We start from the raw sequence: 20,486 nt of genomic DNA on the forward strand, positions 1-20,486 counted from the left end.
GTGTGCGTAAGTTAAAGGGCACTATCATCATTCTTCAATATAAGCTGAAATCTGTTCCGAAAGCTTGTTGAGTGCTTCCAGACGCAAGCTGTAAGAGGTAGTTTTCTGATTATAATGCACGATGACAAGCCCCGCTGCCCTCAATGAAATCAGGTGGTAGTGTACTGTGCTCTTAGAAAGTTTAACCTCGCTAACGATCTCAGTGAATGTTAACTGCCTTCCAGCCAACAGACGGAGGATGTATAATCTGGTCTCGTCGGACAATGCTCGTGTTAGGCGCAACAACCGATGTTCAGGACGGCCCGTTGCTGGTGGGAGAATATCGGCAGAGTAACTGGTGAAGATCACTTCATCAAAGATGGCTGAGGTGACAAAGGGACGAGCATGATATTGAGGGATTAGAATCACTTGTTTGAGCAGAGGGGTGGGGTATAGACGCATACCTTCCGTTGCCTCCTCATAGACCACTAGGTCATTGGTTCCGTTCAGACTGGACTGTCTGGTTTCAGCTTCTAAGGCGAGACCTTCGATAATCGACGAATCAATTTGGCTGAAATAGTGGGTATTCCATTCACGAAGCGCTTCGGATGTCCGGCTTCGCAGTTCCGGGAGATTGGAGGGAACGGACAACTTCACATTAGCAGCGATGTCATATAGCTGGCCTGTGGTTAGGTCTTCAAGCCAATCCAAAAAACCACTCACTGAGCGTTCACCAGGACAACTCCAAATATAAGGTGCAAGGCTAAAATCATCTACAAGTTTCATCGTCTCCCGCATTTGTTGCAGTTTGGCAGGTGCGAACCGATCTTGCACTTCTCTGACCCATAGTTTTCCAGCATCCAGAGCATTATGATTCTGTTTGCTCATGAAAACCGTCAGGCTACTTACACATTCATAAATGGGTGCGAAATCAACTTCCACTTTGTAGTTCATAGCTCGAATTTTCCCTCGTCTTTCTTGTTCTATATTTATAGAACAACTAATTTGTTTTATTGTATACGAACAATTATGGGTTTGCAACAAAAATGTCCAATGATTTACTTATTCTCTTCAACGAAAAAAGACGTTCCACGGGTGGCGAGCACCTGAAGAATCGTCTTTATGATTTATACTGACAGCAAAATGAGCAGACTGGTTTTAGAATAACCGAATGATACTCTCCAAAAGTGTATATTGAAACTTTAATCTTGGATGAGTGCTGCTATCTGATCTTTCACATTGACATCACTCAATCCCCCGTGGTAACAAACGACAGATGTAATGTCGAGATCTGCATACTTTCTTAACGAGAGTTTTGCTGCGTTCATATCCGGTGTAGTCGGGGCGTGAATTCCCCCAAGCATACCGTCTACACTGTACATTGAATCCCCGGCAATGAGAGTTTTACTTTCCTTCAAATAAAGACTGATATGACCAGGTGTATGCCCAGGCGTGTGAATAACGCGAATTCCGCCGCAAAACGGTAGTTCCTGACCATCTATTAGGGTATGGTTCACTGTGCCCTTTGGCGGATTCTCCAGGTGACCATCTTTTATAAGAGGCAGTTCCCCTTGGATGTACGGCTTATCCAGTTCGTGTGCATATACTTTAATAGCGTTACCATGCGTCTGCAAAATCTCCGGTAGATTCCCTATATGATCGACATCCTGATGGGTCAAAATCACCGCCTTTAGTTTGTCTAACGAGACGCCAACTTTATCCATTGCCACACGTAAATCCTCATATTGACCTGGAAAACCAGTGTCTATTAGAATAGTCATTTCTTGACCCTTTAAAAGAATAGGGTGTATCACATTCCCATGATAGTCCAGATGGAGCATTTCGACTCCCTTTGAAATTTCCATAATATTAGTCCTCCGTAGAAAGAAATAGTATCTCTTTGTAAACGAATCAACTTCGTAAAAAGATACGGGGTAGAATTGGAAAATAGATTTGTGTTTTCCTGTGAACCAAACCGAGTATAGGATGATCTAATGAATAGAAGGAATGAGAGGAAAGGGGGAGCATTGGTGGATTTATCAGAAAAAGCAGAACTTGCAAGACAAGGAGATAAGGAAGCTTTTGTATTTTTAATACGTGCTGTTCAACAAAGCCTATTTGTTATAGGAAGATCAATTGTTAAAACGGATGAAGATTGTGCAGATGCGATACAGGAGACCATTGCCAAAGCTTTTTCTAATGTACATACACTGAAAGAGCCCACTTATTTTAAAACTTGGATTATCCGGATTTTAATCAATGAGTGTAATCGGATTATTAAGAAAAAAAAGCGAGTATCCCTTGTCCCTTATGATATGAGAAAGACATCATATAAGGGGGATTTTGAACAAATTGAGCTGTTTGAGGTAATTGACGAATTGGAGGAACAGCTTCAAACCATCGTGACACTTTTTTATATCGAGGATTTATCGGTCAAGGAAATATCTAGAGTGCTTGAAGTTTCTGAAGGAACAGTAAAGTCAAGATTATTCAGGGCCAGACGACAATTATCCGAGCTCGTTCTAGGGGAAGGAGAGGGCAAATATGAATTTTCATGATCCGGTTGACGGTGAGCTCAAGCAATTATTTAATACTAAAAGAAAAGACCTGATCATTCCTGATACAGTACAACTTGCTATGGAGAACGCACTTTCCTCCATTTCTGAGCAGAATGTAAAAAAGAGATATCCTCATAAACGATGGAGATGGGTAGCAGCAGTTATAGCACTCTTTTTCATCCTAGGAGCGGTTTCGATTTATTCCGTGCCAACATTTGGTGAGATGATCCGGTCTTTATTTGCTAAGGATAACCCAGATATTGGACTTTTGCGGGCACAAGAATTGGGACTAGTGCATAATCCTCATATCAAAGTAAAGGACAAAGGTTATACGCTGGTAATTGATGAAGCTGTTGCAGATCCTACACGAGTGACGATGGCTCTTCAACTCTTTGATAAAAAAGGTAAGCACGATCGCGATAAGTTACTCCTTGGAGATCTGAACAACATTACAATCAAAGATGCTAACGGTAAAGAATTAGACACCATGTACGATATGGGGTACACAAATGATTTTTATTATATGGTTGCTTTCTTCAATGAGCCATTGCAAACAGACAAGATTACAATAGAAGGGAATATTGGGACGCTTGGCAACAGGAACGAGCCTTCTGTTAAAGGAGATTGGAACTTTAGCTTTGATATAGATATGAGAGAGGCTAACCAGCAAACGAAAATAGAAGAATTGTCAGGTAGCTACTCAACGCCACACGGAATGACTGTCACTTTAAAGAGGTTAACAAGAATGGTGCAAGGAGTCCGTTTTGAACTGGAGACTGAACTTAATGATGCTGCAATGGCAAGGTCACCCGATGATTTATGGGAAAAGCAGATGTTGAGCTTTCACTTTGAAACCATAGAGAATGAAGAAATTCATTCGGTAAATTCGAGAAAGAATGGTGACATGGTTAGTCTGATGTCTACTGATTATGCAGTCATTGGAGACGGGAAGATTCGTTGGAGTTATATTTTCAAGTACTTGCCAGAGCATGAACCGTATCGTTTTATTTTGGATGGTTACTCGGTCGCCGAAATAGACGGCAGCAAAATTTCCTTTAGCCCATCGGAGCTGATAGAACCCAAATCTTTTAAAATATTAACAGATCGCATAGAGTTGGTTGGGACGTCGCTTGAGGACTCACAAAACCCTGATGCCACATATGAAACGGCCGTATCGTTCTACGGGGAAATGGATAATGAAATAAACAATGAAGAATGGAAAGCATACGATTCAGCAGGCAAGCAGTATGACGTTAGTAAGAGGGGGGTCTCAACCTTAAAAAATACGCTTACTGATAATTGGAGAGAGGGATTTATTAGTATGGGAAATCGCGATACGCAGCAGCCTTATGAATTCCGGATCACGGGGTTAGACCACATCCCGGAGGAACTTATCCTGGTAAGACGAGTTGTAGATAAAAGGTACAAAGACCCTGACTGGTCTGTATTGCTAAAATGATTTTTTAAATGTGTGGTCTATCGACCACTAATACCCTCATTATTACTTTCTCTGCCGCCCTTCTGGGCGGCTTTTTGCATATTGTTTTCTTGTAGGTACAGGTCGATTTTTAGAAGGAGAGGAGACATAAATCTAAACATATTAGAGATTAATCTTTAGTTTGTCAGGTTTATATGTAACCGCTATCATTCTATAATTTAGTCATAAAGGAGGTAAAAGTAAAAAAAAGAATTGAATCAAATGGTAATTGAGAACTTCAACCGAGAATCAGACGAAAACAGTAGAACGGGCAAATATAATCATATTGGGAGGTAGAGTATGTTTAAATTTAGTAAAAAAATGTTGACGGTCATTCTTGCGGCTTCCATGAGTTTTGGCGTGTTTGCAGCAACCTCAAGTGCAGCGACAGATTATTGGCAAAATTGGACCGATGGCGGCGGCACGGTCAATGCCGTGAATGGATCAGGTGGAAATTACAGTGTGACATGGCAAAATAGCGGTAATTTTGTTGTCGGTAAAGGCTGGAATGTCGGATCTCCAAACCGGACAATTAACTATAATGCTGGGGTTTGGTCTCCATCCGGTAATGGATATTTGACACTTTACGGGTGGACAAGAAATGCACTCATTGAATATTACGTCGTAGATAGCTGGGGCACGTATCGACCAACGGGAACGCTTCAAGGTACCGTCACCAGTGACGGAGGAACCTATGACATCTATACAACAATGCGATACAACGCACCTTCTATTGACGGCACACAAACCTTTGCCCAGTACTGGAGCGTAAGGCAGTCGAAGAGAGCGACTGGGGTTAACTCTGCTATTACATTCAGCAACCATGTGAACGCATGGGCAAGCAAAGGAATGAATCTGGGTAGCAGCTGGTCATACCAGGTGTTAGCGACAGAAGGATATCAAAGTAGCGGAAGTTCCAACGTAACGGTGTGGTAAGCAAACCACGGTGATTCGTTTAATGAAAGTAAAACAGATTTTTATACATTAGGGACTGGCTCAATGCCTTTTCCTCAGTTCTACCAACAGTCCGGATATGTTGAAGGCCGTTTCAGTCAGACAAACGGTCTTCGACGTTGCCGGATGTGAAAGACAGGTATCATAGCCAATCATTTTCCCATAAGCTTAAAGGAGATTGTTCAATGAGAAAGCTAGTAATGTTCTTTTTAATAGCAACAATGCTAGTGATTAGTGCTTGTTCGCAGGATAAACCCGAACCGAAGGATAACCTTGTATTCGTGCGAGGTGGTACGTTTAAGAACAACAAGTCCAATTTTGCTGGAAGAAATGCGACCCTGTCGAACTTTTATATCGGGAAATATGAGGTAACTCAAAAAGAGTGGGAAGATATCATGGGAAATAACCCCTCTGGATTCAAAGGAGATCAATTACCGGTAGAAATGGTGAGTTGGTATGACGCGGTAGAGTATTGCAATCAAAGTAGTATACAAGAGGGCTTGAAGCCTCATTACAACATAGATAAGGATACCCAAGACCTGAATAATAAGAATGATAACGATAATATAAAATGGACAGTAACGATTAATGAGGGAGCTAACGGTTACCGACTGCCTACAGAAGCGGAATGGGAATATGCCGCAAGTGGAGGTCAGGAGAGCAAGAATTACACATACAGCGGCAGCAACAACGCCGACGAAGTCGCATGGTATTGGAAGAACGCCGGGGACAAAATCTTAACTGGAGACTGGAACTGGCCTGCCATAGAGAGCAACAAAACCAAAACCAAATGGATTGGTACCCAAAAGCCCAACGAGCTTGGAATTTACGATATGTCTGGCAATGTACGAGAATGGTGCTGGGACTGGTACAGCGATGCTGAGAGCCAAATTGCTTCATTTCGGGTTGTGAAGGGCGGGGGCTGGATCGGCGGTGTTAACAATAACGAGATCGCTTTTCGAGGCAAATTCGATGCAAATGGTTTTGGTCCGGATCAGGGTTTTCGTGTTGTTCGCGGAGAATAGTCGAAACGTTGTAAAGTACCCAAATAGTTTAAGACGGCCTCATAAGCTGTAAAGTAGGTCGTTGAACAAAAAGAGATGCCCACGCTAATGTAGATTAGCCAGGGCATCTCTTTTTGAAATGCTTGTATTTCATTCTAGTGCACAGGATCGGAAACTTGATGCATTGTCGTACAATTTGAACCTTTATTTTGCAGGATCAAAAAGTATCCTACGACACAAAAATGATCGGATCATACAAAAAAGTGCGTACTATTCAACGATTAGAGAACCTGATAATCTAACATTCGAACGGCATGTTGAATTGTCATTCAATATAAAAATCGTACTGAAGGGGTGGGAAAAATGCCAGAGTATCAACTTCACTTGAAAGATAAACGGATCGTATGGGGAAACGCAATAGATGTAGAGACTCTCATTGGCACATATCCACAAGACTCGATTGGACCAGGCGAGAATGCGGCTTTGGATTGGAAATTGCCCGACGGAATATATAGAGCAAAAGAGGTCGTCATAGAGCTGGATAAATTGCTTGAGGCCATACTGGTTCAGCTTGGCGAACCGATAGATGGTAATCCTTCGGTGTTATTGGACAGCCTTCAGGCCAATTTGGCGATCTCCGGTGATCTTTCATCACTACCGCTTGGACCGTTGGCTTTGAAGGATAAAGCGGGTGTTGAACTTACAGCACAGGCGGCACGCATTGGTGAACAATTGGTTCTCTGGGCACGAGAGATTAATTCTGATAAGAAGGCACTGGCGCAATATGGATCGAAAACCCTTGGAGAGCTGGAATTTAGAAGCCATTGCTACGGTCATACCCTGATACCGGAAGCTATTGCTCAGGTTTGGGGTCCAGATGGGGGACCAAGAGTTATGCAGTTATATAATGAATACTTGCACCAATTTGTTTTGCTGCGGGATGCATTACTTCCTTTTTCCAATTGGGAACAAGTACCGTTTGAAGTCAAGGAACACACGCAATTCAAGGGATTACGTTTTCTGGAGCCTGCCCGTAAGGTCTTTTTAACTCAATTGCTCGGGAAGGAATTAACTCACAAGGCGATTGTTCAATATGCACAGAGTGTGCTTAGCTCGGGTTTGACCTCTGCAGGTTATGGCTTTCAATATCCTTTGGGAACCGTGTTGCCAGCTGGCTTGGGAGAGTCGGCTGGTACGGCTGCACGTTATCTTCTGAAGTGGCATTCGGTACAAACCATTGAGACTGAAGATACAAAAGATATAGTTGCCATCTCTTTCGAATATGAATATGACGATTATTATGCTGCACCACGCGACGAAGCAGGAACGGGTATACTTGGCAGCAAGGATCACTTTCACATTTCAGAAGATCACAGTGATCTTCCATCCATCGCTCGGTTGCTTCAGAATACAGATTCAGATCGAACGACCTTGCGTTTCAGACTGGAGAGGGAAGGTCATGTATCAACTAGTGTAGAATCTAGTGTGGATCTCGGTCAGCTCTTCAGGGGACATCGATTTTCATATCGGCCTGAAAAGAACAACCATTCCAAGGATGCTACTGTGAAGCGAACATCGACCAGCATTCATCAGGTAGCAGACATTCTGTCGCATTCCGGATTGGTGACAAATACGGATAATGGAGTCCATGTCATTTCAACAGGCGGAAATGAACTTGTACAATGGGCTTTGTTAGGCAAGCTGTATCCCGAAAATGTGGTGTTATTGGACAAAGGAGATCAAGAGGAGCTGGAAACAGCTTTGGTTTCGGGCAAGGGGTATGGAACGCAATTTCTGGTGTTGTAATGCCTTAAACCATTTGTGACAGATGATATGACGGCGGCAGCGTATTCGTACAGAGCTGCTGCCGTCTAATTACGACTATTTTAATTTACATTAGCGATGTCGCAGCGAGAGTCATTATTGTCGCAAGATACTTCGTCGGGGAATTTCTCGATATAAGTCGTGCCAAACTTGCACAACATCTGTAGCATGGGGGCCAGTTCCTCGCCCAGATCGGACAAATAATATTCTACTTTTGGCGGTGCAACCGGATAGACCTTGCGAATAATCAGACCGTCACTTTCAAGCATTCTGAGCTGCATCGTAATCATGCGTTGGGTTGCGTCAGGAAGAAGTCGCTGTAGCTCATTAAACCGAATGGGACCTTTAGTTAAGTGATTGAGTATAGAAATTTTCCATTTACCGCTAAGTAAGCTCATGACAATTTCCGAGGTACAGCGATAGGTTTTATTTCTAAAGTTAATCATCCTCCGACACACCTCTTTCACCTTGATTTTGTACACCCCACTCACATAAACCTTCCAGAACGGGCAATAACGTTTCCGCTTTATCGGTCAGACTGTACTCCACTTTAGGAGGGACTTGAGGATACTCTTTGCGTTCGACCATACCATCCGCTTCCAATTCTTTTAGTTGTGAACTCAGTGTTTTAAACGTAATCGCTCCAATTTGTCTTTTCAGTTCATTAAAGCGTACAGGTTGGTTTTCTGCCAAAAGATAAATGATGACCATTTTCCATTTGCCGCCAATGACAGACAATGTATAGCCAAAAGGCGTATCTTGAATATGTTTAACCTTACCTTGATATTCAGCCATGCTCATATTTATGCTATCCTTTCGGGTAGTACCTGTCATAATAGTGCGTACTACTTTTTGATTTGCGTTCAGTTTATACTAACCTTACTTTGAAGTAAAGGAGAGAAAAACATGAATCAAAAAACAATACGTCTGTTAATGCCACAATGGCAAGGGGGAAATAACCCTAACTACTCTTTTGGGGCGGAACTGCTTGCCTGGCTGGCTCCTGATAATGATCAACCACTGATTCAAGTTCCTGTACAAGCATATGATGGAACTCCACTGGAAAACGAGAATGGTGTAAATGGGAGAAAACAGCTCATTGAACAATTGGAAGCAGCCCAGCATATTATTCATGCTCACAAGCCTGACCGCATCGTCATGTTTGGTGGGGACTGCTTGGTCGAACAAGCTCCGTTTGCCTATTTAAATGAACGATATAATGGAGAATTAGGCTTGATCTGGATCGACGCGCACAGTGATTTGGTTGGTTACGTGGGTTATGATAACGGACATACGCTACCTCTGGGCAATCTTTTGGGAGAAGGGGATGAAGAGTTTGCAAAACATGTAAAAATCCCTCTAAAACCTGAAAATGTCTTTATCGCAGGGTTGGCAACACCTACAGAACAGGAAAGCGAATTAATCTCAGAAGCGTTTGAACGATTAGGTATAACGACTGCAGAATCAGATACAGAAATGATTCAAAGACTTGGCATTAAAACTGCCGGAGCCGAAGAATTAACGAAAAGTACAGAATCCATCAAAGAGTGGATCAAAGAAAGCGGTATTAAGCACCTGGCTATTCATCTGGATCTAGATGTGCTTGATCCTAAGGCTTTTCGCTCGTTATTATTCGCGAATCCTGAAGGACCTTATACTTTCTCTCCTGCAGGAAGCTTGCAAATCCCTCAGCTCCTTCATCTGCTCAAAGAACTGTCCGAAGAAACAGATGTCGTGGGATTGGGTATAACTGAGCATATGCCATGGGATTCAATTAACTTGAAGAACCTACTGGGGGAAATACCTATTTTAAATAAATAAAATAACATATACGAGTGGCAATCATCGTTGAACAATAACTGATTTATCTCACCGAAGCAAAAAAGGGCCGTATATTACTTCGGCTCCTTTTGGTTATATTTCTTATTGCTTGCCTCTATATGAAAGCTTCAATGAAAAGGAACTTAATGATCTCCCCGAATGGTCAGATATCAAGTTTACGTGTACCGAGCCAATTCACCATTTCTGGGTCGTTATGAGAAAAGAACAGACTCTGCTTCGTATCTAATGCAGTAATCGATTCCATATCATTTTGGCTTAATTCAAAGTCAAAGATATTGAAGTTCTCAACAATTCTTTCTTTACGAACAGATTTCGGGATTACAACGACTTCTCTTTGTGTCAACCAGCGTAACACGACCTGAGCAACGGATTTATTCACCTTTTCCGCGATGGATACCAATACTTCATTCTGGAACAGATCATTTCTTCCTTCAGCGAAAGGTGCCCAGGATTGAATCTGAACATTATTCTCTTTCATAAATGCAGCACTCTCGATTTGTTGATTGAACGGGTGTGTTTCAACCTGGTTTACTGCAGGAACTACCTCATTATGAATGATTAAATCGATCAGACGATCCATCTGGAAGTTACTAACCCCAATGGCACGGACCTTTCCTTCACGATACAATTCCTCCATTGAGCGCCAAGAGCCGTACACATCTCCAAATGGCTGGTGAATCAAATACAGATCCAACACATCCAATTGCAATCGTTCCAGAGATTTTTCGAATGCTTTTTTAGTGTTTTCATATCCAGTATCCTGAACCCAAAGCTTCGTAGTAATAAATAACTCTTCTCTTGCGAAACCACTTCGTTTAATGGCTCGACCAACGGCTTCTTCATTCAGATATGAGGCAGCTGTATCAATCAGGCGATATCCTGCCATAATGGCATCGTAAACGCTTTGTTCGCATTCATTTTGATCTGCAATTTGATAAACACCAAAACCCATAATAGGCATCTCCACACCATTGTTAAGTATTACTTTTTCCATGTTAAGCCCTCCTTATTATAGGTTTATTATGTACCAAATCATAATTCTAGCGTTATATCATTCATATCAAATGTTTGCCTAATTATCTCACAGGACGTATGAAATTCACTCCTGACTTTCAAATAAAAGACTTCTATTCTGCCTCGAATAGAAGTCTTTGGATTTCCTTCAGAATTTTCCACTTTTCCAACCATCCAAGCGGATCGAAAGAACTAACCTTTCTTCTTACAGCTTGACCCAGGCCACCAGCCCATCGGGTTGATCCGGGTTAATACCATTGCGTTCGGCATTTGCCAAAGCAGCGATTTGAGAGATGAAAATGAAAGGGATACCCCGCACCGCTGTATTGAGCGGATGACTTGTTGTGATCTCAAGGTCGATAAATTCCTGTGGGATGCCCATCGCACGATCGGTAAACGTAATAATGGTGGCTCCACGCTCCTTAATATCCCTCAACAGATTGCGCTGATGCTCAATACCGCTGTCCGACAAGGCAGCGATCACTAAAGTATCCGAACCCACGGTCACCATCGGCCCGTGCCGAACGTCAAGAAGATGGTATGCGTGGGCTTGTGTCTTGGCAATTTCGGTCAGAGCGATGGCACCCTCGGCTGCCAGGCCTTGTAGTTCACCGTCTGCAAGCAGGACTGCATTCGTCCAGTTGAAGTCGGAGACGTGGCGGATGCTGTCCTCTACACGTGCCATGTAGGCTTCACCTTGGTGAATCGCTTCCTGCATATCGATAATCAGCTCATCATCATCAGCAAGAAAAGCGGCAAGAAGCAGATTGGCTGCATACAGATTGGTTACTGTGCGAGTCTGGCAAACACTATGGTCGAAAGCCCATGGCAGTTCCAGAGGGAAATCAGCGCTTTTGGATAACGGCGAGTCCGTTACACAAGAAATCGTTAATAAAGGAATACGTTGATCGGACTGGAGTAAACGCAACGCTTCAACGACCTCACTAGTGCTGCCAGATCGTGACGGCGCTATGATCAGGCTACCCTCCAGCATGGGACGATAGCGGTCTGCATGGAGCATGAGATCACCAGCGGCAAGTGACATCGCAGGCAGGCCAGCACGCAAACGGAAGGAAAAAGCGGCCGCTTCGCTCAAGCAATAGCTGGACCCGGCGCCAACAAAGGTTACGGAGGTAATCCCTTGAGCTTGGACAAAGGCAGTAAATTCCGTGCGCTTGGCCAGTAAATAGTTGTAGGTCTGCTGCAGGGCCTTATATTGTTCTTTTACTTCACGATACGTCAAACTCATAAAAATACCTCCCGGGAACGATTTAGATTGATAACTTCAGTTTGTGATCTTTTCGATCAAATGTATAGTTAAATGATTGTGTTAATCATAATTATGCCTTTATATCCCTCTAAATTGCAATAGTTTTCCAAAATAATGATTGATTTAATCAAATAAAAAGATTATTATGATCACAAGCTAGAAATTATCAAATGTTTCCCAATCTCATCTGACCCGTGAAGGGAGGTGCAGGATCGTTCAAATCGTCGCTATGTAACCTGATAGAAGATGTTATTTTAACTCGAATCCTTGAAGCAGGAAGCGACGAAACCTTTTAAGGGGGAATGGATATGCCACTGATCTCGTCCACTGAAATGCTGCAAACAGCTCGCAGGGACCAATACGCCATCGCTGCATTTAACGTACATACCCTGGAGATGCTTCAGGCTGTCGTTGAAGCGGCTGTAGAAACCGAATCACCACTAATTATTCAAACCACGGTGGGCACAGTCAACCACTTGGGTCCGGATTACATTGCCCATGCGGCTAAAACCGCAGCGGACTTGACGGATATGCCCATCGCACTTCATTTGGATCACTGCACTGATTTTTCGACGATTATCCGATGCATTCGAGCAGGTTATACCTCTGTTATGATCGATGCATCCATGTACCCTTTTGAAGAAAACGTGAACCTAACCCGTAAAGTGATGGAGGTTGCTCAGGCATCTGGCGTGAACGTGGAGGCGGAGCTTGGCAAGGTCGGCGGCGTTGAGGACGATATTGTCGTTGAGGAACAGCATGCTTCCCTAGCAGATCCTGAAGATTGCGTGCATTTTGTTGAACGTACCGGCGTAACTACACTCGCTCCAGCAATCGGTACCGCACACGGTATATATAAGGGGCAGCCGAACATAGATTTTGAACGAATTGAAACTATTGCGAATCGAGTATCGGTTCCTTTGGTACTGCACGGTGGTTCGGGCATACCAGCTGAACAGATTCATCGGGCGGTTGCACTGGGGATGTCCAAGGTAAACATAGCCACAGAGCTGCGTATTGCTTTTTCCGAAGCTATCAAGGATGTATTTTTAATTCATCCGGAAGAGAATGATCCACGCAAATACATGGCTCCGGCGAAGGAAGCAGTTAAACGGCTTGCCATGGAGAAAATACGGTTATGTGGAAGCACTGGCAAAGCCGGCGTAGTCCGATGATTACGACAGTCACACTCCATGCGGCCATCGACCGGACGTTGTACGTTGACAAGTTTGGCGTAGGCCAAGTGCATCGGGTGACCCGACAGGTTAATGAGCCAGGTGGCAAAGGCAATAACGTAGCCAAGGTGATCCGGCAGCTCGGGGGACAAGTCACAGCCACAGGCATTATTGCTGGCAATAACGGTGAATTTATTGAGAGCAGTCTGACTGAACGGGGGATACGGACTGCTTTTATCCAATCAGCGGGAGACTCCCGAGTCTGCCTTAACATTGTGGACGATTCCAGTGGCAGCTCTACCGAGCTGCTTGGGCAGGGTCCAACCATGTTAGAAGCCGAAGTTGAAGCGATCAAGAAAAAAGTACAGGAGCTTGCCACCCAGTCCAGTGCGGTTGTCATGTCTGGAAGCTTACCCCCAGGTGCACCGGACACATTGTACGCAGAACTGATTTGTATTGTTCGTTCAGCAGGCGCGAAAGCCTTTCTGGATACAGGTGGAACAAGTTTCAGCATTGGGCTGAGTGCAACACCCCATTTCGTGAAGCCGAATGAGCAGGAGCTGGCCGAATGGCTGGGGCAGAAGCCAAGAAACGTGAGCGAATGGGCCCGTGCAGCGCACAGGTTGGCGGATCAAGGCATTGACGAGGTGTGCATAACACTCGGCAGTGACGGTGCACTGGCTATTTTAAAAGGAAATGCATATATGGTGAAGCCGCCATCCATTCAGCCTGTGAATACGGTAGGTTGCGGAGACGCCTTTGTTGCCGGCATGGCATATGCAGGAGAGCGCGGCGATTCGGCTGAGTCCAGACTGCGTACGGCTGTCACGGCTGCTGCTACGAATGCAATGTCTTCTAAAGCAGGTGACATCGACTATGTTCTGTTTGAGGAATACGAACATCAGGTGCAAATTATACCTTTATAATGGTTGAAGGTTTTGAAAATCAGCTTCATATCCCTCATGAATAACCGTTAGAGAGATGCTTTTCTTATGGGATGCAGTTCACGTCGACATATTGCAATCCATCCTTTCATCCTACACAATAGAGCTAGCACGGGCTGAAGTTAACGGATATCATGCAGGCCCAGACATATTAAAGGAGAGACTTATGCAATATTCAAAGGGTGAACTGCGCAGAGCACAAACATTGGAACTGATTAAATCGCATGGAAAAATATCGCTGCAAGAGATTGTCCAGACGGTTGGCTGCTCAGAAGCAACTGCAAGACGTGACTTGGACGCACTTGAAAAAGCGGGCGAGATTATTCGAACAAATGGGGGAGCCATATATGAAGGGGGTCTGACGTCGGCGGTATCGGAGCTGCCTTTTGCAGCAAAACGCGATTTCAGACGGATGGATAAGGAACGGATCGCCGCCACGGCCGCCGCCCTTGTTAAAGCGGGAGACATTATCTGCCTGACGGGAGGTACAACGACGTTCTTTATTGCGAAGGCACTCAAAAAGCACCGTAATATTACGATTGTCACCAACGCGGTGAATATTGCTTATGAATTGGCTGATGCCGAAGATATTCAGGTCGTGGTCATTGGTGGCGTTATGCGTTCCAAAAGCTACGAATTATGTGGTCCGCTGGCGGAAAGCGTGATCGACAAAATTAACATTACGAAAATGTTTCTCGGGGTGGACGGAGTAACGCAGAATTTCGGCTTTACGATGCATTCCGAGCTTGAAGCCCGTATAGCCCAATTAACTATGGAACGTTCCAGCGAAGTTTATGCTGTATTCGATCAAAGCAAGATTGAGAAAAGTGCTTTGTTTACTATTGCTCCCTTAACTCAGGTGACAGGGGTAATTACGAATAAACAGCCGGAGGGATGGTTTGAGCAGGCGTGCCGGGAGCATCAGATTGCGATACATACAACTACAGACCACGTTGCTTCTATATAAATACGCTTAATACTCAAACGCCCTTCCCTTCATATGCTGGCTAATTTGCAGGACAAGGGAGGATATGCGAATGCATTTTTCCAAGTTTATGCTGATCATTGCGATGGTTTGTGTTGTATTCGCTGAAGCGGGCTGTTCCAGCTCATCCTCTTCAGGCGGCGATACATCCGCAGACCCGCAAGGTAAGGTGAATCTGGTCTTTTGGAGTCATCAGGAAGACGCCATTGTGGGCGCATACAAGAAATTAATATCCAAATACCAGACCTTACACCCCGATATAACGATCGAGTATCAGACCTTTCCATATGATGTATACAGCCAGAAGTTGAAAGCCTCATTCTCCGCGAAGAAACCGCCCGATATTGCCGAATTCTTCGGCACGTGGGTGCCCGAATATTCCAAGAACGATCTGCTTGTCGAAATCCCTGATAGTGAAAATGTAAAAAAAGCATACTATGATGCCCCCTTGGGGGGATATTTGCGGGATAAAAAGCTATACGGACTGCCACTTGAATACAACATTGAGAACGGTGGCATGCTGATTCACCCGCAAATGCTCAAAGACCAAGGCTTCGACCACACACCGTCGAACTGGACAGAGCTTGTGGATTACGCCAAAAAATTGACTGTCCGTGATAACAATGTCATTAAAGTCAAAGGCTTCGATTTTGTATCGGCAGACAATATTACGTTTACTTTCTTATCCCTTATTTTGCAGCAAGGTGCAAGTTTTATGGGTGAAGACGGACATGTTAATTTCCACACACCGGAAGCGGACAAAGCGATGTCCACCTTGGTTTCGCTCGTGGCCGATGACAAAGTTGCGGATTTAACCACGTTCGGCGGTGAGCTGGATACCTCCGACTATTTTTTTCAGGGGAAATCAGCCATGACCTATCGCGGTCCCTGGACGATTGCTGCGGGACAAAACAACTATAAGGTTGATGATTTTGAATACGTTTCTGTGCCTTCCTTTACGGAAAATCCACCCGTTTTTGCTGCCGAATCCGGTTGGGGGCTTGCGGTGTCAAAGAAAAGCAAACAGCAGGAGGCTGCGCTTGATTTCATCCAATTCATCTCGGAGAAGGACAACCTCTCGACCTGGAATACGGACACCTTTACCGTTCCAGCCAAAAAAGAAATTGCCGAAAACCCGGAATTCCTGAAGAACAATCCTCATCTAAAGCCCTCGCTGGACATATTGGCGTTAGGTCAATGGATCGGCCCAATAGCAGACCGGGATTTCTTCTTCAAGCAGGTTAACGACAATTTCCAACTGATGGCCAGTGGACAGCAGAGTGTCGAGGACGGATTGGCGAATATCGAACAGACGATCAATGATAATCAGGATCAACATAAGTGATAGGGGTGCTGGGGCATGAGTACTGCTATATCTACCAACAAGGCGGACAAGGTTAACCCAGCGGTAAAGTCAACGGCTTACAGGGCAAAACGAAGGTTCATCATCATCTCACTCGTACCGATCTTGCTTTTGTTCGGGGTGTTTGCTTTCCTTCCCATCGCATGGAGCCTGGGCTTGTCCGCATTCAAGTATGACCCGCTCAGCTCAAACGCGATATTCGTGGGGGCGGAGAACTATATCCGCATGTTCCAGGATTCCATCTTTCTGAAGTCACTATGGGTAACCTTCAAATTTGTATTTATCGCCGTACTGATCAACATTGTCATTACGCTTTTGATTGCTTCAGCGATTCAGCGAGTCCGCATCCCGTGGCTTAAAAATGGCTTTCGGACCGTATTCTTTCTTCCCACGATCGCTCCGCTGGCGGGAACAGCCATCGTATGGAATACCATGTTCAATTACAATGACGGCTTGTTCAACATGATTCTCGCCAAGCTGAATATGGCGCCGATCCAGTGGCTCAGTGATCCGCATTATGCGCTCTATTCCGTCATTATGATGACCTTGTGGGCTGATATTGGCTATAATATCGTTCTTTTCATTGCCGGATTGGATTCCATCCCGGATATGTACTATGAAGCAGCGACGCTGGAGGGGGCGGGCCGCTGGCATGTCTTTCTTCACATTACACTGCCATTGCTGCGCAGAACGTTGCTGTTTGTTTCCATCACGACAGTTGTTTCCTATTTTCAGGCCTTCCCACAATTTCAGATTATGACCAAGGGCGGACCCTTTAACGAAACCCGAGTGCTGTCACTGCAAATTTATGAACAGGCATTCTCCAGCTCCAATATGGGGTACGCATCCGCTATGGCAACCGTGTTTCTAATGATCATCCTGCTTGTGACGCTGCTGCAACTTCGATGGGGGCGCACGCAATGGGAACATTGAGAGGAGAGGGGAGAAGAAGCCGATGCCGCGTAAATTTAGCCTGTGGGAAGGGTTTACTATCGCAGTTCTTGCAGTTATAGCTTGTGTTATGCTTTTGCCTTATGTCTGGATGGTGCTGTCATCTCTGAAAAGTAACATGGACATCGTCTCAGGTTCAGGCGGTTTTTTTCCAAGTAAGCCGAGTCTGGACGGATACCGAACGGTTTTTAGCGAGGCGCCGTTTGTCACGTGGTTGCTGAACAGTCTGGTGACTTCCGTCATCATAACGGTGGTCACCTTGTTTACTAGCGCTCTAGCCGGATATGTCTTTGCCAAGCATCAGTTTAGAGGTAAGAAACTGCTGTTCATTCTGATCCTGGCAACCATGATGATTCCCTTTCAGGTTATTATGATTCCCACGTATCTGATCACGGCTGAGCTTGGACTGGTTAACCATTTGCTGGCAATTATTTTGCCCAATCTGGTCAGCTCTTACGGTGTATTTCTGGCTAAACAATTCATAGAAGAGATTCCACAGGAGTTGCTGGAGGCAGCAAGGATGGATGGTTCTGGTGAATTCAGGCTGATGCTTCGCATCGTTATGCCGCTTATTCTGCCGATGCTGTCAGCTTTGGGGATATTCACGTTTATGAACTCCTGGAATAACTACCTGTGGCCACTGATTGTATTAAATGATGAGAGCAAGATGACCGTTCCGCTGGCATTGGTCTATTTTAACGGAACGCATCAGGTCAATTACAACGTCGTTATGTCAGCTGCGGTACTGATTACAATACCGGTTATTATAATGTTCCTGATCTTCCAGAAGCAATTTATTAAAGGCCTAGCTATGACGGGCATGAAATAACGGGTGAGGAGAAGAGTTATGACTAAAATCTCAATTATCGGAGCAGGCAGTGCATTTACGCGAGAGATTGCTATGGATATCCTGCTGATTGAAGGCTTGGAGGGTGGCACCATTGCCCTGGTTGATATTGACGAACGGCGGCTTGATTTGGCACGCAGGTTGGTGCTTCAAATCGTAGAACGGACAGGGAAGAAGTGGGAGGTGATTGCCTCTACTGATCGCAGAGAGGTCATCGGCGGTTCACAGTTCGTGATTAACCAAATTGAAGTAGGCGGGCTGGAGACGGTTCGTTATGAATATGAAATTCCGCTGAAATACGGGGTAAAGCAGTGCATTGGCGATACGCTGGGACCCGGAGGACTGTTTAAGACACTCCGTACCCTTCCCAGCTGGATGGAGATCGTACGAGACATTGAAGCGCTCTGCCCAGACTGCATCATTCTAAACTATACCAACCCGATGTCTGCGGTTACACTCCTGACTTCCCGCATTACGGATATTCCGGTAGTGGGACTATGCCACTCCATCCAGAACACGTCGGCTCAACTGGCCGAATATGCAGGAGTTCCATATGAAGAGATGTCCTGGAAAGCCGGAGGTATTAACCATATGTCCTGGTTCGTGGAGCTGTCGCACGCCGGGAGGGATCTGTATCCAGTACTACTGGAGAAAATACAAACTCCTGAACTGCTGCGGCAGGATCCGGTCCGCTTTGATGCGATGAAATACCTGGGTACATTCGTCTCGGAATCCAGCGGCCATTTCTCGGAATATATCCCGTATTACCGTAAACGCCAATCGCTTATCGACCAGCACTGCAACTCAGGTTATAACGGAGCTACGGGATTCTACGCTGACAACTGGCCGATCTGGCGGAGAGAAAATGATGAGCAGATCGTTTCACAGCTTGAGGGAACGGCACCGCTTGAGCTGAAATCCAGCAATGAATATGCAGCCATTATCATCGAAGCAGTCTTGAAAAATGAGCCGAAAGTCATTTATGGTAACGTTCCTAACCGGGGATTGATTGAAAATCTGCAGCCTGATGGTGTGGTGGAAGTGGCCTGTCTCGTTGATGGGAAAGGAGTTCAGCCTTGTCGCTTTGGAAGACTGCCCGAGCATTTGGCCGCATTGTGCCGCTCGAACATGGCTTTTTTTGACCTGGCTGTGGAAGCTGTGCGGAGGAGTGACAGGGAAATGGCTCGCCATGCACTGATGCTGGACCCACTATCTGCTGCGGTATGCTCCCTGGAGGAGATCGGAAGCATGTTCGATGAACTGTATGAGGCGGAACAGGGATTTGTTCCGGTGTTGAAATGATGCAGAGACAGGAAACAAGTCCCATTGTTGTTATCGCTGGCGAGCTAAATGTAGACGCCATTGTATCCGGAAAAGATGTGATGCCGGAATGGAATCGAGAGAAAATGGTTGATGGCTTCGAGATTGTACTTGGTTCCTCTTCAGCAATTACGGCCTGTGCGCTGGCCAGCCTGGGAGCGGATGTGAGATTCGTTAGCGTAGTGGGGGATGACGATTTCGGAAAATTCTGTATAGCTGAGCTGCAGCGTATGGGCGTAAATACAGAGCATGTAACCCGATTGTCTGGCATCAAGACAGGGGTAACCCTGTCGCTCTCCACACCTGACGACCGCGGGTTGTTAACTTACGCTGGCAGCATCCCGTTGTTGACACCGGATTATATTCCAGAGTCTCTGTTGCAGCAGGCCACACATCTTCATTTTGGTTCCTATTATTTGCAGGATGGAATGAGACCTCATTGGCGAGAGCTCTTTACAAGATTGCGGGCAAATGGGATCAGCACGTCTTTTGATACAGGTTGGGATGTATCCAATCAATGGGACCACGAGGGCATAAGTGCACTACTGACGGTGACGGATTTATTTATTCCCAGCGAGGATGAACTGCTGCACATTTTCCCTGCCGACGGGGTAGCCCATTTGCTTGACTCCATGCTTCCTGCTGTGGCAGGGATTGTAGCGGTCAAACAAGGGTCAAAAGGTGCTACACTGCGCGAGCTGGACGAACGGAGAATATCGGCCGGATCTTACACTTTGACCCCGGTCGATACGACAGGAGCAGGCGACTGTTTCAACGCAGGAATCATATATGGATACTTGCTCGGGATGAGGAGCGAAGAACTGCTGCGATTTGCCAATGCATGTGGGGCATTGTCCACACTTGGCATTGGTGGGACAGGAAGCCTGCCGACGATGGAGGCTGTTCTTCTTTTGCAAGCAGAGCATGAACAATAAATCCTGATTTTAATCTAACACAACCAAATTGATCAAAGGGAGTT

Annotated in this window: 20 protein-coding genes; 14 read left to right on the forward strand and 6 right to left on the reverse strand. The window is 45.2% G+C overall.

Annotation, left to right across the window (positions count from 1 at the left end; translation table 11 throughout):
• Window positions 1-27 precede the first annotated feature (27 nt).
• Window positions 28-933, reverse strand: a complete 906-nt coding sequence (locus AC3ITG_RS15520) for an ArsR/SmtB family transcription factor (RefSeq protein ID WP_489254286.1) — start codon at window positions 931-933, stop codon at window positions 28-30.
• Window positions 934-1,181: 248 nt separating this feature from the next.
• Window positions 1,182-1,844: an MBL fold metallo-hydrolase gene (locus AC3ITG_RS15525; protein ID WP_489254287.1), complete on the reverse strand. Its 663-nt coding sequence runs from the start codon at window positions 1,842-1,844 to the stop codon at window positions 1,182-1,184.
• A gap of 165 nt (window positions 1,845-2,009) precedes the next feature.
• On the opposite strand from AC3ITG_RS15525, the gene AC3ITG_RS15530 reads away from it, so the two are divergent.
• From AC3ITG_RS15530 to AC3ITG_RS15550, 5 genes are all read left to right on the forward strand, one after another.
• Window positions 2,010-2,537, forward strand: a complete 528-nt coding sequence (locus AC3ITG_RS15530; RefSeq protein WP_413378747.1) for a sigma-70 family RNA polymerase sigma factor — start codon at window positions 2,010-2,012, stop codon at window positions 2,535-2,537.
• Window positions 2,524-3,996, forward strand: coding sequence for a DUF4179 domain-containing protein (locus AC3ITG_RS15535; RefSeq protein ID WP_489254288.1), 1,473 nt, complete (start codon window positions 2,524-2,526; stop codon window positions 3,994-3,996). Before AC3ITG_RS15530 ends, AC3ITG_RS15535 begins: the two co-directional genes overlap by 14 nt.
• Before the next feature lie 318 nt (window positions 3,997-4,314).
• Entirely contained in the window at window positions 4,315-4,950 is a 636-nt protein-coding gene (locus AC3ITG_RS15540) for a glycoside hydrolase family 11 protein (protein WP_489254289.1), read from the forward strand.
• 203 nt (window positions 4,951-5,153) lie between these two features.
• On the forward strand, window positions 5,154-5,993 hold the full coding sequence (locus tag AC3ITG_RS15545) for a formylglycine-generating enzyme family protein (RefSeq protein WP_489254290.1): 840 nt from the start codon (window positions 5,154-5,156) through the stop codon (window positions 5,991-5,993).
• 342 nt (window positions 5,994-6,335) lie between these two features.
• Window positions 6,336-7,778, forward strand: a complete 1,443-nt coding sequence (locus AC3ITG_RS15550) for a hypothetical protein (protein WP_489254291.1) — start codon at window positions 6,336-6,338, stop codon at window positions 7,776-7,778.
• 80 nt (window positions 7,779-7,858) lie between these two features.
• On the opposite strand, the gene AC3ITG_RS15555 is transcribed toward AC3ITG_RS15550, so the two are convergent.
• Window positions 7,859-8,194, reverse strand: coding sequence for a winged helix-turn-helix transcriptional regulator (locus AC3ITG_RS15555; protein WP_489254292.1), 336 nt, complete (start codon window positions 8,192-8,194; stop codon window positions 7,859-7,861).
• Window positions 8,195-8,234: 40 nt separating this feature from the next.
• Window positions 8,235-8,597: a winged helix-turn-helix transcriptional regulator gene (locus tag AC3ITG_RS15560; protein ID WP_489254293.1), complete on the reverse strand. Its 363-nt coding sequence runs from the start codon at window positions 8,595-8,597 to the stop codon at window positions 8,235-8,237.
• 105 nt (window positions 8,598-8,702) lie between these two features.
• Between AC3ITG_RS15560 and AC3ITG_RS15565 the strand changes: the two genes are divergently transcribed.
• Entirely contained in the window at window positions 8,703-9,617 is a 915-nt protein-coding gene (locus AC3ITG_RS15565; protein WP_489254294.1) for an arginase family protein, read from the forward strand.
• Between the two features lie 163 nt (window positions 9,618-9,780).
• Here the strand turns inward: AC3ITG_RS15565 and AC3ITG_RS15570 are convergent, their stop codons facing one another.
• Window positions 9,781-10,632 (reverse strand): aldo/keto reductase, encoded by an 852-nt coding sequence (locus AC3ITG_RS15570; RefSeq protein ID WP_489254295.1) that lies wholly within the window; start codon window positions 10,630-10,632, stop codon window positions 9,781-9,783.
• 225 nt (window positions 10,633-10,857) lie between these two features.
• On the reverse strand, window positions 10,858-11,901 hold the full coding sequence (locus AC3ITG_RS15575; protein WP_489254296.1) for an SIS domain-containing protein: 1,044 nt from the start codon (window positions 11,899-11,901) through the stop codon (window positions 10,858-10,860).
• A 329-nt stretch (window positions 11,902-12,230) separates the two neighbouring features.
• On the opposite strand from AC3ITG_RS15575, the gene fba reads away from it, so the two are divergent.
• The 8 genes from fba to AC3ITG_RS15615 all read left to right on the forward strand — a co-directional run bounded on the left by fba (window position 12,231) and on the right by AC3ITG_RS15615 (window position 20,442).
• Window positions 12,231-13,097: a class II fructose-1,6-bisphosphate aldolase gene (fba, locus tag AC3ITG_RS15580; protein ID WP_489254297.1), complete on the forward strand. Its 867-nt coding sequence runs from the start codon at window positions 12,231-12,233 to the stop codon at window positions 13,095-13,097.
• A complete protein-coding gene (locus tag AC3ITG_RS15585; RefSeq protein ID WP_489254298.1) occupies window positions 13,061-14,023 on the forward strand; it encodes a 1-phosphofructokinase family hexose kinase in 963 nt (320 codons plus the stop codon). Before fba ends, AC3ITG_RS15585 begins: the two co-directional genes overlap by 37 nt.
• A gap of 184 nt (window positions 14,024-14,207) precedes the next feature.
• Entirely contained in the window at window positions 14,208-15,008 is an 801-nt protein-coding gene (locus AC3ITG_RS15590; protein ID WP_413378770.1) for a DeoR/GlpR family DNA-binding transcription regulator, read from the forward strand.
• 70 nt (window positions 15,009-15,078) lie between these two features.
• Entirely contained in the window at window positions 15,079-16,371 is a 1,293-nt protein-coding gene (locus tag AC3ITG_RS15595; protein ID WP_413378772.1) for an ABC transporter substrate-binding protein, read from the forward strand.
• A gap of 15 nt (window positions 16,372-16,386) precedes the next feature.
• Window positions 16,387-17,322 (forward strand): carbohydrate ABC transporter permease, encoded by a 936-nt coding sequence (locus AC3ITG_RS15600; protein ID WP_090897861.1) that lies wholly within the window; start codon window positions 16,387-16,389, stop codon window positions 17,320-17,322.
• Window positions 17,323-17,344: 22 nt separating this feature from the next.
• On the forward strand, window positions 17,345-18,169 hold the full coding sequence (locus tag AC3ITG_RS15605; protein WP_489254299.1) for a carbohydrate ABC transporter permease: 825 nt from the start codon (window positions 17,345-17,347) through the stop codon (window positions 18,167-18,169).
• Window positions 18,170-18,187: 18 nt separating this feature from the next.
• On the forward strand, window positions 18,188-19,489 hold the full coding sequence (gene melA, locus AC3ITG_RS15610; protein ID WP_489254300.1) for an alpha-galactosidase: 1,302 nt from the start codon (window positions 18,188-18,190) through the stop codon (window positions 19,487-19,489).
• Window positions 19,486-20,442 (forward strand): carbohydrate kinase family protein, encoded by a 957-nt coding sequence (locus tag AC3ITG_RS15615; RefSeq protein ID WP_489254301.1) that lies wholly within the window; start codon window positions 19,486-19,488, stop codon window positions 20,440-20,442. The genes melA and AC3ITG_RS15615 overlap by 4 nt, the downstream gene beginning before the upstream one ends.
• Window positions 20,443-20,486: the final 44 nt, after the last annotated feature.

The sequence above is a fragment of the Paenibacillus sp. GL_099_B genome, assembly GCF_057835695.1.

Excerpts from the sequence above, each read along its gene's own strand:
- AC3ITG_RS15570 (WP_489254295.1), bottom strand. The coding sequence starts at position 10,632 with ATGGAAAAAGTAATACTTAACAATGGTGTGGAGATGCCTATTATGGGT.
- melA (WP_489254300.1), top strand. The coding sequence starts at position 18,188 with ATGACTAAAATCTCAATTATCGGAGCAGGCAGTGCATTTACGCGAGAG.
- AC3ITG_RS15525 (WP_489254287.1), bottom strand. The coding sequence starts at position 1,844 with ATGGAAATTTCAAAGGGAGTCGAAATGCTCCATCTGGACTATCATGGG.
- AC3ITG_RS15520 (WP_489254286.1), bottom strand. The coding sequence starts at position 933 with ATGAACTACAAAGTGGAAGTTGATTTCGCACCCATTTATGAATGTGTA.
- AC3ITG_RS15560 (WP_489254293.1), bottom strand. The coding sequence starts at position 8,597 with ATGAGCATGGCTGAATATCAAGGTAAGGTTAAACATATTCAAGATACG.
- AC3ITG_RS15585 (WP_489254298.1), top strand. The coding sequence starts at position 13,061 with ATGTGGAAGCACTGGCAAAGCCGGCGTAGTCCGATGATTACGACAGTC.
- AC3ITG_RS15605 (WP_489254299.1), top strand. The coding sequence starts at position 17,345 with ATGCCGCGTAAATTTAGCCTGTGGGAAGGGTTTACTATCGCAGTTCTT.
- AC3ITG_RS15550 (WP_489254291.1), top strand. The coding sequence starts at position 6,336 with ATGCCAGAGTATCAACTTCACTTGAAAGATAAACGGATCGTATGGGGA.
- AC3ITG_RS15535 (WP_489254288.1), top strand. The coding sequence starts at position 2,524 with ATGAATTTTCATGATCCGGTTGACGGTGAGCTCAAGCAATTATTTAAT.
- AC3ITG_RS15595 (WP_413378772.1), top strand. The coding sequence starts at position 15,079 with ATGCATTTTTCCAAGTTTATGCTGATCATTGCGATGGTTTGTGTTGTA.
- AC3ITG_RS15575 (WP_489254296.1), bottom strand. The coding sequence starts at position 11,901 with ATGAGTTTGACGTATCGTGAAGTAAAAGAACAATATAAGGCCCTGCAG.
- fba (WP_489254297.1), top strand. The coding sequence starts at position 12,231 with ATGCCACTGATCTCGTCCACTGAAATGCTGCAAACAGCTCGCAGGGAC.
- AC3ITG_RS15590 (WP_413378770.1), top strand. The coding sequence starts at position 14,208 with ATGCAATATTCAAAGGGTGAACTGCGCAGAGCACAAACATTGGAACTG.
- AC3ITG_RS15565 (WP_489254294.1), top strand. The coding sequence starts at position 8,703 with ATGAATCAAAAAACAATACGTCTGTTAATGCCACAATGGCAAGGGGGA.
- AC3ITG_RS15540 (WP_489254289.1), top strand. The coding sequence starts at position 4,315 with ATGTTTAAATTTAGTAAAAAAATGTTGACGGTCATTCTTGCGGCTTCC.
- AC3ITG_RS15555 (WP_489254292.1), bottom strand. The coding sequence starts at position 8,194 with ATGAGCTTACTTAGCGGTAAATGGAAAATTTCTATACTCAATCACTTA.
- AC3ITG_RS15545 (WP_489254290.1), top strand. The coding sequence starts at position 5,154 with ATGAGAAAGCTAGTAATGTTCTTTTTAATAGCAACAATGCTAGTGATT.
- AC3ITG_RS15600 (WP_090897861.1), top strand. The coding sequence starts at position 16,387 with ATGAGTACTGCTATATCTACCAACAAGGCGGACAAGGTTAACCCAGCG.
- AC3ITG_RS15615 (WP_489254301.1), top strand. The coding sequence starts at position 19,486 with ATGATGCAGAGACAGGAAACAAGTCCCATTGTTGTTATCGCTGGCGAG.